The organism is Frankia nepalensis (assembly GCF_016786325.1).
Lineage (GTDB): Bacteria > Actinomycetota > Actinomycetes > Frankiales > Frankiaceae > Pseudofrankia > Pseudofrankia nepalensis.
In genome coordinates this window covers 65,285-79,043 of the sequence record NZ_JADWYU010000138.1, presented here as the reverse complement: position 1 = coordinate 79,043, position 13,759 = coordinate 65,285, and the positions used below count along the sequence as shown (strand labels likewise).

Here is a 13,759-nt window from a genome sequence, read left to right as displayed (position 1 = left end):
AGCCAGTCACCCGGGCTCGTCCATGGAATTTGCCGGAGGCATGGAACCGCGGAGGGCAGGTACCGCGGGAGGCATGGATCACCAGGGGCTGGCGGCGACCCGGCCTCATGCGGTGCGGGAGCTCTCCACGTCCTCTTCCAGTCCGCTGACCAGGTAGCGGATGTGTAGCTCGAAGAGACGGTCAGCGTCGCGTTGTTCCATGCTGCGCAGTTCCAGCTCGGCCAGGTTCGACTGCCGGCGGCTGCTCGGCGTGACGCTGCCCGGCTCGACGATGGAGAAGCCGATGGTCGCCCACATGACGAGCTGGCAGGCCTCCCCCGCCGTCGCGCGGGTGAACCCGGCCGACGTCAGCGCGTCGACCAACGACTCGGCCGCCGCCAGGTAGGGCGTCCGTCGCGTGCCCAGCAGGCGGCCGATGTCCCGGGTGGTGACCAGGCGGTCCCGCAGCGCCCTGGCCCATCTGGCGGTGTAGGCCTGCCAGGGCTCGCCGTCCTCCCTGACCGGGGCGACGCCGGCGAGCACCTGGTCGGCCATCGCGTCGAGCAGTGCTTCCTTGTTGCCGACGCGGCTGTAGAGCGGGATCGGGGACACGCCCAGCCTGGCGGCGAGCGAGCGCATGCTCACCGCGTCGAGGCCGCGCTCCTCGAAGAGCTCGAGCGCGGCGGAGACGATCTCGTCGTACCCGAGCTCGCTCACGATGCCTCTGGTCATGTCTCCGCTTCCCGCCTCATCAAGAACCTTCCGCGCCGCACGCGGCGACCGCCAACACCAGCCCCACCAAGATTCGCCCGCCTCAACGCCGGACATGATCGCCGTTTGTGCCCTGGGGAGGTCGTGACCTGGCTCTGTCCACGACCTCCCCAGGGCACTATCGGCGATCATGTGTAGCAGACCAACGTTGGCCGTCGCGGCAGCTACTAGCTTCCGGTGAAGACCGGCTCTCGTCGTTCCAGGAACGCCCGCGGGCCCTCGGACGCGTCAGCCGACTTCATCACACCGGTGCCGTGGGCCTGCTCGATCTCGAACGCGGCCGGTTCGGGGAGGCACTCGGTCTCGCGCAGGGTCGCCAGGATGGCCCGCACGGCGAGCGGGCCGTTGCGGGCGATCCGGTCGGCGACCTGGCGGGCCTTCGCCAGGGCCTGGCCGTCGGGGACGACGTGGTTGACCAGTCCGAGCTCGTACGCCCGCCGGGCCGGAATGTCGTCACCGGTCAGCAGCATCTCGGCGGCCACCGCGTAGCCCAGCTGGCGGCGCAGGCGCACGGTCGACCCGGCCATGGGGAACAGCCCTCGCTGGACCTCGGTCACCCCGAACACGGCGCTCTCGCCGGCCACGCGGATGTCGGTCCCCTGCAGGATCTCGGTGCCGCCGGCCCGGGCGAACCCCTCGGCGGCCAGGATGACCGGCTTGGCCGGCCGGTAGGTCTTCAGGTAGGCGTGATAGGCGAGGTCCGGCTCGCCCTGGAGCCGGATGATCCAGTCGTTGTCGCGCACCCTGGCGCGCAGCCGGCCGATCTCGGCCAGGTCCATGCCGGCGCAGAAGGTGGGGCCGACGGCGGTGAGGATGGCGACGCGCAGGGTGTCGTCCTGGTCCAGGCGGCGCCAGGCGTCGTACAGCCGGCAGAGCACCTCCGCGTTGGTCGCGTTGCGTTTCTCCGGCCGGTTGAGGGTGACGGTCAGGACCGGGCCGTCGGCCTCGACGAGGACCGCCGGCTTGGCAGTCTCAGGCAAGGAAATCTCGCTTTCGTGGTCGGGTCTCGTGACCTGGTCGCGCGTGACCGGGCCGCGTCACGCGAACGGGTCTGGCGAGCTGCCGACCAGCCACATGCTGAAGTACTGGGCGGAGGCGCCGTAGGCCTGGGCGAGCGCGACCCGCGCCCCGTCGACCTGGTGCTCGCCGGCCATGCCGCGCACCTGGAGGGCGGCCTCGGCGAAGCGCAGCAGGCCCGACGCCCCGATCGGGTTGGTCGACAGCACGCCGCCCGACATGTTGACCGGGAACGCGCCCCCGAGGGCGGTGTCGCCCCGCTCGGTCAGTTTCCACCCTTCGCCGTGGCCGACGATGTGGTGGGCTTCGAGCCACATCGGCTCGTACCAGCTGAACGGGACGTACAGCTCGGCGCAGTCGATCTGCTCGCGTGGCCGGGTGATGCCGGCCTGGCGGTAGACGTCGGCGGCGCAGTCGGCGGCTCCCGCCGACCAGACGGCGTCCCGGCCGGGGAACGAGCTCGGCTCGGAACGCACGGCCGAGGCCAGCACCCAGGCCGGCGGGCGGCCGTCGGCGGCGGCGGCCAGCCCGCCGGCCTCGTCGGTGAGCACCACGGCGCAGGCGCCGTCCGAGGACGGGCAGGACTCCAGGTAGCGGATCGGGTCCCACATCATCTGCGACGCCTTGACCTTCTCCAGGGAGATGTCGGCCAGCTTCAGGTGGGCGTAGGGGTTCTTCAGCGCGTTCTGCCGGTCCTTGACCGCGACCATCGGGCCGACGTCGAGTGGGGCGCCCGTCCGGTGGATGTAGGAGCGCATGTAGGGCGCGAACGCCCCGCCGGCCCCGAGGGAGGCTCCCTTGCCGGAGCCCAGCGCGAACTGCGCGTTGCCCTCGGACTGCTTCTGGTAGGCGACCGCCAGCACCGTGCGGTGGATGCCGGTCTCCACGAGGTGAGCGGCGACGATGCCGGTCGTGCCGCCGACGGACCCGGCGGTGTGCACGCGGAACATCGGCTTGCCGGCCGCGCCCAGGGCGTCGGTGAGGTACAGCTCGGGCTTCATCACGCCCTCGAACAGGTCGGGCGCCTTGCCCAGCACGACGGCGTCGACATCCGCCCAGGTCAGCCGCGCGTCCTCGAGCGCGCGGCTGGCCGCCTCCCGGACGAGCCCGCCCAGGGAGACGTCCCAGCGCCGCGACTTGTGCTGCGTCTGCCCGATCCCGATGATCGCGCACGGGTTCTTGCTCATCGGCCTTCCTCCAGCACGCAGACCAGGTTTTGCTGCAGGCAGGGCCCGGACGTGGCATGGGCCAGCGCGCGGCGTTTCCCCGCGTCGCGGATCTGGCGGGCGGCCTCCGCGATCCGCACCAGCCCGGTTGCCATGATCGGGTTGGCGGCCAGCGGGCCGCCGGACGGGTTGATCGCCACCTCGGGCCCAAGCCCCAGCGCCGCCGTGAGGACGGGTTCCTCGTGGGTGAACGCGGACTGCAGCTCGGCGACGTCGATCGGGCCGCCCTCGGCCACCCCGGCGGCCTTGGCCGCGCGGGCGGCCGAGGTGGACACGCGCAGGTCGCGCACGCCGGGCTGGTGGGCCTCGGCGACGTGCGCGAACCCGGTGATCCACACCGGCCGGTCGGTCAGCTCCCTGGCCTTCTCCCCGCGGGCGAGGACGACGGCGCACGCCCCGTCGGTGATCGGCGGCAGGTCGTGGCGGCGCAGCGGGTCCCGCACGTACTCCCCCGCCAGCAGCGCGTCGACGTCGAACTCGCCGGACACCTGCGCGTGGGGATTCGCCACGGCGTCGCGGCGGGTCCGCGCGGCGATGGTCGCCATCTGGCGCTCGGTCACCAGACCCGCGTCCAGCAGGACCCTGGCCTGCAGGGCCGCCATCGACACGGCGTCGGCGCCGAGCGGCGCCAGGTAGTAGGGATCCATCTCCATCGGGTAGATCGTCGCCGGGTCGGCGGTCGACGAGCGCCCCGAACCGGTGGCCAGCGCGACGTCGAGGTCCCCCAGCTGGAGGCGGACCCAGGCCTCGTACAGCGCCCAGGCGCCGTCCATCTCGACGTGCGAGTCCCGCTTGGGCGGCCAGGCGCCGATGGCGTTGATGTTCTGCACGAAGGAGAACGCCTGCCCGGCGACGTAGTCGCAGCTGCCCGCGCAGGTGAAGTCGACGTCGGCGCGGCTGATGCCGGCATGAGCCGTGGCGTCCGTGATGACGTCGAGGAGCAGCTGGGCTTCGGTCTTGTCGGTACGCCGTTCCATCGGCGAGACGCTCCAGCCGATGATCGCGACGGGCTCGGTCGCGGCCATGTCAGTGGATCCGATTCACGAGAGCGGGGTCGTCGACGTCCGGCTCACCGGTCGGCCGCCAGCCGGCCAGCGCCCGCCTCCCCGTGCCGTCGGGTGGCGTCCACACCGCCGAGACCCGCACCCCGGGGCGGACGTCGTCGTTGGCCAGGTCGACCACCGGCTGGAACATCAGCACGACGTCGACGCCGTCGAGCAGCACGTGGACCCGGGCGAAGGGCTCCGTCTCCGTCTGGCCCGGGTACTGGACGGGCGTGATGATCACATAGTTGGTGATCGTCCCCCGCTGCGGCAGGTCCACCTCGTCCTGTGGCGTGAGCGCGACGGCGCAGATGGGGCAGTCGTTCTTGCCACCGACGTAGAGGCGGGCGCACCGCGGGCACCGCAGCCCCAGGAAGCGGCCTTCGGCCGCCGCCTGACCGACCCGCGTCTCGTTCTCGGTCACCGGCGTCAGGTAGTGGACCTCGGCGTCGTAGGTCATCATCGTGACCGGCTCGCCGGCCGGCTCGGCGCGCTCGACGGGCAGCGGCTGGTCACCGGGCACGAACGCCTCGACGTCGGTGATGTGACCGCGGCGCTCGGTTCGCCACCGCGGGACGACCCGCATCCCGGTCGTCATCGCCTCGCGCCGGCCGGCGTCGACGGCGTGCAGGAAGCCGGTGCTCGCCCCGTCGAGCTCGATGAGCGCGAACGCGAACGGGCGGTCGAGCGGATGCTGCGTGGTCGGCTTCTCGACCCAGCACCAGGACCGCACGGTGCCGGCCGGGCCGACCTCGACGAACTCGTGGGCGAGTTGCTCGCCCGTCTCCGGGTCCCATTCGACCGGCGGGACGATCACCCGGTCGTCGGCGCGGATTCCCAGTAACCGGGCCTCGGTCAGCCCGGTCATGAACTGCCCGATCACCGGTCCCAACGACCTCTTGTAGGGAAAACGCACGGTCGATTCGACGTACGTGGTCATGTCATCTCCATCCAGCCGGCATGGCAGGTCCCGAACACCGGCCTGATCGACGCGTGGTCATCAACGCCACGGCGCCGTCGTGGTCCTGGTCAGCACGCCTCGCGGTCAGCGCGCGGTTCAGCCGACGCGCCGGCCCCGGCCCGCCCAGTAGCGCTCCCGCAGCGCGGGCTTGTCCGGCTTGCCCACCGGCGTCAACGGAATCGCGTCGACCACGTCCACCGACTTCGGCGCGTAGACCGGGCCCTTGGCGTCCCGCGCGAGCGCGATGAGCTCCGCCTCGTCGACCACGGCGCCGGGCCTGGGGACGACCACGGCCTTGACCGCCTCGCCCCACTTCTCGTCGGGGACGCCGATCACCGCGACGGCGGCGACCGCCGGGTGCCTGGCCAGCACGTCCTCGACCTCACGCGGGAAGACGTTGAAACCACCCGAGACGATCATGTCCTTCTTGCGGTCGACGATCGTCCAGAAGCCCCGCTCGTCCTCGCGCGCGACATCCCCGGTGTGCAGCCAGCCGCCCGCGAACAGGGCGTCGGTGGCCTCCGGCAGCTTCCAGTAGCCGTCCGTCACCAGCGACCCGCGCACGCAGATCTCGCCCGCCTCACCGGGCGCGACCGGGTTCAGGTCGTCGTCGAGCAGCGCGGCGTGCACCCACGGCACCGGCCGGCCACACGACGCGAGACGGTCGAGGTCGTCGGGATCGTGCTCGGCCCGGCGCAGCACCGTCACGGACATCGGCACCTCGCTCTGCCCGTAGAACTGGAAGAACACCGGGCCGAAACGCCCGATCGCCTCACGCAGCCGGGTCGGCGACGCCGGCGAGGCACCGTAGAAGACCGTCTCCAGGCTCGACACGTCCCGCCGGTCGAGATCAGGATGATCGAGGATGGCGTAGAGCATCGCCGGGACCAGCATCGTCGCGGTGACGCGGTGCTTCTCGACCGCCGCCAGCCACGAGTCGGGCGTGAACGACGGCAGGACGACGAACGAACCACCGCGCAGCAGCACCGGCAGCCAGAACGCGCCCGCGGCATGGCTCAGCGGGGTGCACAGCAGGAACCGGATCTCGGCCGGCCACTCCCACTCCAGCATCTGGATCTGCGCGAGCGCCGCGGCGGACCGGTAGGTGCCGACGACCCCCTTCGGTTTCCCGGTGGTGCCCCCGGTGAAGCCCAGGCTTCCGGAGTCGTCGGGGCTCACCTTGGGCGGCACGAGAGCCGCCGGAGTGAACCGTGCCGCGGCGGCCGTCAGGTCCTCACCGGCGCCGCCGGGGCCCAGGGCGAGCAGCGCAAGATCCGGCAGCCGTTTGCGCAGCTCGCCGGCACGCTCCTCGAAGCGGGTCGGGTCGTAGAGCAGGGTGCCGATCTCGGCGTGCTCCAGCACGTAGGCGTGGTCGTCGAGCGAACCCAGTGGATGCAGCGGCGTCGCCCGGCAACCGGAGATCGCGTTCGCGCCCATCGCGTACAGCACCTCGACCCGGTTGCTCGACAGCATCGCGACCGCGCTGCCGCGACCGAGCCCGGCCGCCGCGTACGCCTGGCTGTAACAGCTGATCGCGTCGCGCAGCTCGCTGTAGCTGACCACGCGATCATCGAGATGGACGGCCGGATGCGCGCCGCCGCGGTTCAGCGCCGTCGCTAACAGGTCGGGCCCCAGCACGGGCTGGTGAACGTCGAGCATCGAACCTCCCGAAGAGGCCGGTCGGCACCTGGCGGGGTGATCCGTCGACACTCCATGGCCACCCTCATCCGACCAGTCAACGGCAGAGTAACACCGTAATCTCACCGCGATGTCAGCGTTATGGCCGGGTCGGGTCGAGATGCTGGCGCGCGCATCCAGCGCGGGCACGCCAGCGCGCGCAAGGCGCCGAGGCCGTCGAGGCCGTCGAGGCCGTCGAGGCGGAAGGTCCTGGTGACCATGGCCCGGGCGGCGGGACGCGGGTCGCGGGCAGGCCGGCGGCTGTGGTCGCAGGGCGTAGTTCCGGGACAGGAATACCAGTCCGACGGCTTTCAGCCGCGCCGCCCGCGAGGCCCGCCATCCCCCGCCCCGGCTATTTCCCTGACTCTCGTGGGACCCAGTCGGGCTGTTATCGGGCAGTGCCAGCAGGCCGGTGACCTGCACCAGCGGCCCCTGGCGGGGTCACCCTCGACTGGGAGACCGGGTGCCTATCCGACGGGGCGCGCGACGGGCGGGGGGCATGCCTGTAGGCGTCGGGTACAGACGAGCGACTGGCGGCGCGCGTGAGCAGCGAATGAGCAGCGGTCAGGTCCATGCGAGCAGTCGCCGCGGCGCCGCGTGACGCGCCATCCGTCGCCGGGGACTCGACCCGCCACGGTGGTCGGGATGACAAGGCGCCAGGTCTTCGACATCGCCAGTTCACCATCGGAAAACCCAGGACACCCGAGAACACCCGACCGGCCACAATTCGCCCTGGCGGGTACACCCTCAGGCGACGACCATCATTTCGAGTTCCAGAATCCCCGGCCATTCATTCCATGTTAGCCTCAGACGCCGCGCGACCAGATCGCAAACAACCGAGAAAACCGCAACCATCGACCATCCTGGCATCCGGAACAGCGATCACACCGGTCGCGGGCAATACAGGCCGTCCCCTTACCATCAGGAAGGCGAAGGACTCATACATGAATAACGATGTGGACACCATCGCGCTCCAAGCCAGCCGGCGTGGTCGATGGCTGCCCGTCAGCGAAGAGACGCTCGCGGCCTTTCGGACAACCCTGGCGGAGCGGGCAAAGAAGCGGGCGCCCGGCGTGCGGCTCTCGCCCCCCGTGCAGGACCTCGCGTCTCTCGTGGATTCCGATCCTGTTCTGCGCATGTACTTCACCCTGGCCATCGAGCAGGCGCTGCAGGCCGGGTACCAGCTCGGCTACACCAACGTCGACGAACTGATGGTCCTGATTGACGAGCTCATGACCTACGCTCCGCCGTTCGACAAGACGGAGCTGGTGGGCTGTCCTCTCAACGCGCTGCTCGACTGGCCCATGTGCATGCCGGCCGGGTTCGCGCTGTTCCGCTCGCCGGAGCTCAACGCGAAGTTCAAGGCTGTGCTGCGGTACTGGTGCGACTTTCTGAGCGGACCCGACTCACGGAATTTCCTCACCACCGACCCACCCACGGGATGGTTCTGCCCCGAGGCCATCAGCTACACCCGCATGTCAGAATTCGTGTACGACGACACCAAGCGGTACTGGGGTTTCGCGTCGTGGAACGACTTCTTCACCCGGAAGTTCAAGTCCGGTGCCCGGCCAGTGGACGCGCCCACCGACAACACGGTAGTCGTCAGCGCCTGCGAGGCCACTCCCTACAATATTCAGACCAACGCGCAGCTGACGGATCGCTTCTGGATGAAGGCGCAACCGTACTCCCTGCGGGACATCTTCACGACCGCGCACCAGACACTGGCCGAAAAATTCGCCGGCGGCGACGTCTATCAGGCATTCCTCAGCGCCTACAACTATCACCGCTGGGCAGCGCCCGTAAGCGGCACCGTCGCCACCACCTACCTGGTGGACGGCACGTACTACTCCGACCTCGAGGCGGAGGGCCTGGACCCGGGCGGCCCCAACGACTCCCAGGGCTACATCAGCCAGGTGGCCACCCGGGCGGTGATCGTGATCGACTGCGACGACCAGCGTGTGGGCAGCGTGGCCTGCGTCTTCGTAGGCATGGCCGAGATCTCGTCCTGCGTTCTCGGAGTCCGGGAGGGACAGCACGTGAACAAGGGCGACGAGATCGGCTACTTCCAGTACGGCGGCTCCACACACTGCCTGATCTTCGAGCCGGGCGTCATCCAGAGCTTCGTACCCAAGCCACCGTTCGACTTCCACACGCCGCCAATCAAGCTCAATAGGCAGATCGCTACGGCTGGCCGCTAAGAACAGACCCTGACCCGGCGGAGCGGCAGCGGGGGCACCGGCTCCGCTGCCGCGATCGGCACGGCCACGGAGCCGCGAGGAGCTGCTCGTCTAGGGTGGGACGATGGTGGCGTTGACCAGACCGGAGGCGCGGCGGCGAGCGGAATCGGTCGACGTCGACCGGTACACGATCGGGTTGGATCTCGCCGAACCCGGTGACTTCTTCACCTCCACCACGACGATCGTCTTCACCGCCCGCGAGGCGGAGACGTTCGTCGAGCTGCTCTGCGAGGAACTGCTCGAGGTCGTTCTCGACGGCGCGGCCCAGCCGGTCGAGGCGTTCGCCGGCGGCCGGCTGCCGGTGCGTGGCCTGCGCGGGCGGCACGAGCTGCTGGTCAGGGCGCGCATGCGCTACTCGCAGGACGGCGAGGGCCTGCACCGGTTCGTCGACCCGGCCGACGGCGGCGTCTACCTGTGCGCGACGTCGTCGGTGGACAACGCCAAGCGGTGGTTCGCCTGCTTCGACCAGCCGGACCTCAAGGCCCGCGTCAGCGTGCGCGTCCAGTGCCCGCCCGAGTGGACGGTCGTCGGCAACGGCGCGGCGACGCGGACCGGGCCGGGCGCCTGGCGGCTGGCCGAGACCGAGCCCATCTCGACCTACCTCGTCGCCCTGGTGGCCGGGCCGTGGCATTCGGTGCTCGGGGAGCATGACGGCATCCCGCTCGGCCTGCACGTCCGGCGCTCGCTCGCCGCGGAGCTCGACCGGGACGCGGCCGAGCTCCTGCGTCTCACGGCCGATTCTCTCGACGTCTTCCATGAGCTGTTCGAGGTGCGCTACCCGTTCGGCGAGTACCACCAGGCGTTCGTGCCCGAGTTCAACTGGGGCGCGATGGAGAACCCCGGCTGCGTCACCTTCCGCGACCAGTTGATCTTCCGTTCGCGGCCGAGCGAGTCCGAGCTGCTTTCGCGGGCGAACACGGTCGTCCACGAGATGGCCCACATGTGGTTCGGCGACCTGGTGACCATGCGCTGGTGGGACGACCTGTGGCTCAACGAGTCGTTCGCCGAGTACCTGGCCCGCGTCGTCACCCCGCTGGTGACGGGCCTGCCCGCGGGGCCGGACTTCGCCGCGGCGCGCAAGAGCTGGGGCTACGCCGCCGACCGCCGCGCCACCACCCACCCGGTCGCCGGCAACGGCGCCACCGACGCCCGCGCCGCGCTCGACGACTTCGACGGCATCTCCTACGCCAAGGGCGCCAGCGTGCTGCGGCAGCTGGCCGCCTACCTGGGCGAGGACATGTTCCTGGGCGGGCTGCGAGAGCACGTCCGTTCGCACGCCTACGGCAACGCCACGTTCGCCGACCTGCTCGCGTCCTGGTCCGCCCAGGCCGGCCCCGGCACGCCCACCGGCGCCGACCTCGCGCGGTGGGCCCACGAATGGCTGCGTCTTGCCGGCGTCGACGTCGTCACCGTCGAGACCGGGCCGTCCGGCACCGTCCTGCGCCGCCATCCCCCGGAGTTCGGACCCGCCGCCGACCGGCCCCATGCCATGACCGTCACCGTGCTTCCCGGCGGTGGCGCGCCCGCCGAGGTCGTCCTCGGCGACGCGCCGGTCCCGGTGCCGACGGCCGGTCCCGGCGAGATCGTGCTTCCCAGCGCCGGCGACGAGACCTGGGCCACGATCCGGCTGGCCGCGGACCAGTGGGAACGCCTGCCCGCCGTGATGGCCGTGGCCGAGGACGCCACGGCCCGCGCGGTGGCCTGGAACGCGCTGCGCACCGGCCTTGCCGACGGGCTCGTCCCGCCCGAGCTGGCGGCGCGGACCGTCGCGGCCGGCCTCCCGAACGAGCTCGATGTCGTCACCGCGCGGCTGCTGCCGTGGATCACCGCGGCGGTGCCCGTGTACCTCGCGCCGGGCGCGGAGCGCGCGGCGGCGATCACCATCCTCGCCGACGCGACCTGGGCGCTGCTCGCGGACGCGAAGCCCGGCGGCAGCATGCAGCTGACCGCGGCCCGCGGCTGGGTGGGGCTCACCGACGATCTCGACGCGCTGCGCGGCTGGCACCGGGGCGGCGAGCCGCTCGGCGGCCTGACCGTCGACGACGAACTGAGCTGGCTGGTGCTGGAACGACGGGCCGCCCTCGGCGACCTCACCCCCGACCAGATCGAGACCGCCTACGCCGCGGACCGCACCGCGTCCGGCCTGGTACACGCGGCCCGCTGCCGGGCGCTGCGCCCCGACCCGGACGCGAAGGCGGCGGCCTGGGCGGAGCTCATCGACCCGGCCAGCACGATGTCGCACTACCAGCTGTCCGCGCTGGCCGGCGGAATCTGGGTGGCCGGCCAGGAGGACCTGGCGGCGCCGTACGCGCGGCGGTGGTTCGACGACCTGCCGGCGACCGCCGAGTTCCGGGGCACGATGTCGCTCGCGCGGCTCGCGGAGCTGTGCTTCCCGGCGCTCGCCGTCGCTCCGGAGACCCTCGCCTGGGCCGAGCGGTTCGCGGCGCGGACCGACATTCCGTCCGGCCTGCGCCGAACCGCCTCCGACGGCGCGGACGACCTTCGCCGCGCCCTGGCCGTCCGCGGCGGCGCCGCCCGTGTTGCCTGACCGGGTTGCCTGACCGGCCGCGGGAAAAATTTGATCAAGCTCCCGCGGCCAGCACGTCAACATCGTTGACTATCTTGTGGGCCTCGACGAACAGCGCCGCTCGACGGCGCTATATCGAGGATCAGGCTGCCTCGCAACCAGTGCCGCGACGCCAACGTTGGCCTGCTACACGTGATCGCCGATAGTGCCCTCTGGAGGTCGTGGACAGGGCCAGATCACGACCTCTGGAGGGCAGAAACGGCGATCATGTCCGGCGTCGAGGCAGGGTGAACCTTGGTGGGGCCGGCGTTGGTCCCAGGCTCAGGTGAGCCTGGGGACGTCCGCTCGCCTCGGGTGGACGCCGTGGCAGGCGCAGCCCGCGGCCGCCGGGACCACACCCGTCGCCGGCCGGCTGGCCACCGCGGCCTTGATGTCGGCGAGCATCCGCCGCCGCCCGTCCGGGTCAATCAGCCGTCCACGGACGAAAACGCTGTTGATCCGGGTCGTGTTGCGGATGTCCGCCAGCGGGTCGGCGTCAAGCAGCACGAGATCGGCCACGTTGCCCCGGGCGACGGCGCCGCGGTCGCGCTGGCCCAGGTGGCGGGCCGGCTCCAGGGTGGCGGCGCCCAGCGCCCGCGCCGGCGTCAGCCCCGCCTGGACCAGCAACGCCAGCTCGTCGTGCAGGCTGAAACCCGGGATCAGGTATGACGTGCCGAGATCCGTGCCAGCCATCAGGGGAACACCCGCCTTCGCCAGCTCACCGGCCAGCCGCAGCCGCCGTCCGAACAGCTCCCGGCGTTCGGTGCTCTCCTGGGGAGTGCGCCCGCGCAGGTAGACGTTCTCGGTCGCCCACTGCCAGTAGCCCAGCGTGTCGGCGCTGACGTACTGGAACCGGGGGTCGTCGCGCGGGATGTCATCCGGCACGTCGCAGGTCCTGTGCACGCTGAGGGTGGGTGTCACCCGCGTCCCGTTTCGGGCCAGCCGGTCGAAGACCCGAGCGGCCTTGCCCCGGTCATATCCGCGGGCGGCGGCATATTCGAACGGGTGCATTCCGGTGAACCAGCCGGCATAGTCGCCCCCGGCGACGTGGACGCGCGCGATCTCGGCGCGCAGCCGCTCCTCGTCGCGCGAGATGTCGTACCAGAACTCGAAGAGATGCTCGATGCTGCCCAGCCCCGCGTCGCTCGCCTCGGTGACCTGGACGAAGTCCGGCACGTGCCCGACGAACGCAATCCCGAGCCGCTTCGATTCGGCGGCGATCGCGTGGAAGGACTCACGGCTCAGGCGGGTGTACGTCTTGATGAAGTCGGCGCCGGCGGCGTGCTGCTGGCGCACGGCGGCCCGGGCCTGCGCGGCGTCGGCCACGGCGGCGTGCCCGAGGCCGCTGCCCTCCCACAGCGACGGCGCGCCGTCGATGATCTCACTGCCCACCGTCCACGACGGGCCGAGCCGCCTGCCCGCGTCGATGTCGCGCCGCCAGCCGCGGACGGCCTCGCTGGACGACATCTGGCGGGTGGTGGTCACGCCGTTGACCACGTACAGCTCGGGGTCGGTGGGGTCGATCTCGGTGGCGTGCGTGTGCATGTCCGCCAGGCCCGGAATGAGGAACCGGCGGTTGCCGTCGACGACGCGCGCGCCGTGCGGCACCGGGACCCGGTGGTGATGACCGGCGTCCAGAACGCGGCCGGCGCGCACCAACACGTTCTGGTCGCGGCGAACGCCACCCACGCCGTCGATCACGGTGACTCCGCGCACGGCGACGACGTCCTCGGCACCGCCGGCTGCCCCCGAGCTCGCGGCGCCAGCCGGTGCCGACCCGATCACCCCCACGGCCGCGCCCGCCATACCGCCCGTGATCCCGGCCAGCAAGGAACGCCGGGAAACGCTTCGTGCCATGTCGCACTCCCTCGTCGGCAACCGGTCAGCACTGTCATGGCCAACCTCGCAGCCGGGCAGCACGCGGTCAGTGGTGCTGGAACCCGAGAAGGGGTGGAGAAAACCCCACCGGCGCCGACGACCTACTCTCCGATCAGGGCAGCGGCGGCTGTCGCCGCGGGATGCTGTTGAACGATTCGGCGCGATAAGCCCGGGCACGCCGGGAATCGTCGTGCGCCAGCGGGGACCGCGGCGACGAGTCCGCCACTACCTCTCGTTCAGGTCGGCCAACGCCGTTCTGGCGCGGATCGTCTCCGGGTGGTCGTCGCCGAGAACCCGTCGGTACCGGGCGAGCGTGTCGTCCAGCAGGGCGCGGGAGGCCAGCTGGTCGCCCTGGCCGCGCAGTGTCGCCGCGAGGTTGGCCGCGGCCCGGATCGTGTCCGGGT

Annotated in this window: 10 protein-coding genes; 2 read left to right on the top strand and 8 right to left on the bottom strand. The window is 71.3% G+C overall.

The features are described 5' to 3' along the window. Window positions 1–105: 105 nt before the first annotated feature. The 6 genes from I6A81_RS19960 to I6A81_RS19935 form a co-directional block, all read right to left on the bottom strand. Window positions 106–711: a TetR family transcriptional regulator gene (locus tag I6A81_RS19960; protein WP_203000491.1), complete on the bottom strand. Its 606-nt coding sequence runs from the start codon at window positions 709–711 to the stop codon at window positions 106–108. A 206-nt stretch (window positions 712–917) separates the two neighbouring features. Beyond that, complete coding sequence (locus I6A81_RS19955) at window positions 918–1,736, bottom strand: crotonase/enoyl-CoA hydratase family protein (protein ID WP_407661338.1); 819 nt, start codon at window positions 1,734–1,736, stop codon at window positions 918–920. 51 nt (window positions 1,737–1,787) lie between these two features. Further along, window positions 1,788–2,954, bottom strand: a complete 1,167-nt coding sequence (locus I6A81_RS19950) for a thiolase domain-containing protein (RefSeq protein ID WP_203000489.1) — start codon at window positions 2,952–2,954, stop codon at window positions 1,788–1,790. Further along, window positions 2,951–4,018, bottom strand: coding sequence for a lipid-transfer protein (locus tag I6A81_RS19945; protein WP_203000488.1), 1,068 nt, complete (start codon window positions 4,016–4,018; stop codon window positions 2,951–2,953). Before I6A81_RS19945 ends, I6A81_RS19950 begins: the two co-directional genes overlap by 4 nt. A gap of 1 nt (window position 4,019) precedes the next feature. Continuing rightward, window positions 4,020–4,976, bottom strand: a complete 957-nt coding sequence (locus tag I6A81_RS19940; protein WP_203000487.1) for a Zn-ribbon domain-containing OB-fold protein — start codon at window positions 4,974–4,976, stop codon at window positions 4,020–4,022. Window positions 4,977–5,093: 117 nt separating this feature from the next. Then, window positions 5,094–6,656, bottom strand: a complete 1,563-nt coding sequence (locus I6A81_RS19935; protein ID WP_203000486.1) for an AMP-binding protein — start codon at window positions 6,654–6,656, stop codon at window positions 5,094–5,096. A gap of 962 nt (window positions 6,657–7,618) precedes the next feature. On the opposite strand from I6A81_RS19935, the gene I6A81_RS19930 reads away from it, so the two are divergent. Together I6A81_RS19930 and pepN are read left to right on the top strand one after the other, a co-directional pair. Beyond that, complete coding sequence (locus I6A81_RS19930; RefSeq protein ID WP_203000485.1) at window positions 7,619–8,872, top strand: phosphatidylserine decarboxylase family protein; 1,254 nt, start codon at window positions 7,619–7,621, stop codon at window positions 8,870–8,872. Between the two features lie 112 nt (window positions 8,873–8,984). Next, window positions 8,985–11,459, top strand: coding sequence for an aminopeptidase N (pepN, locus tag I6A81_RS19925; protein WP_203000484.1), 2,475 nt, complete (start codon window positions 8,985–8,987; stop codon window positions 11,457–11,459). A 300-nt stretch (window positions 11,460–11,759) separates the two neighbouring features. Here the strand turns inward: pepN and I6A81_RS19920 are convergent, their stop codons facing one another. Together I6A81_RS19920 and I6A81_RS46240 are read right to left on the bottom strand one after the other, a co-directional pair. Further along, window positions 11,760–13,334, bottom strand: coding sequence for an amidohydrolase family protein (locus I6A81_RS19920; protein WP_203000483.1), 1,575 nt, complete (start codon window positions 13,332–13,334; stop codon window positions 11,760–11,762). Window positions 13,335–13,580: 246 nt separating this feature from the next. Further along, window positions 13,581–13,697 carry a tetratricopeptide repeat protein gene (locus I6A81_RS46240; RefSeq protein WP_407661337.1) on the bottom strand — a complete coding sequence of 39 codons (117 nt, stop codon included), beginning with the start codon at window positions 13,695–13,697 and terminating at the stop codon, window positions 13,581–13,583. Window positions 13,698–13,759 lie beyond the last annotated feature (62 nt).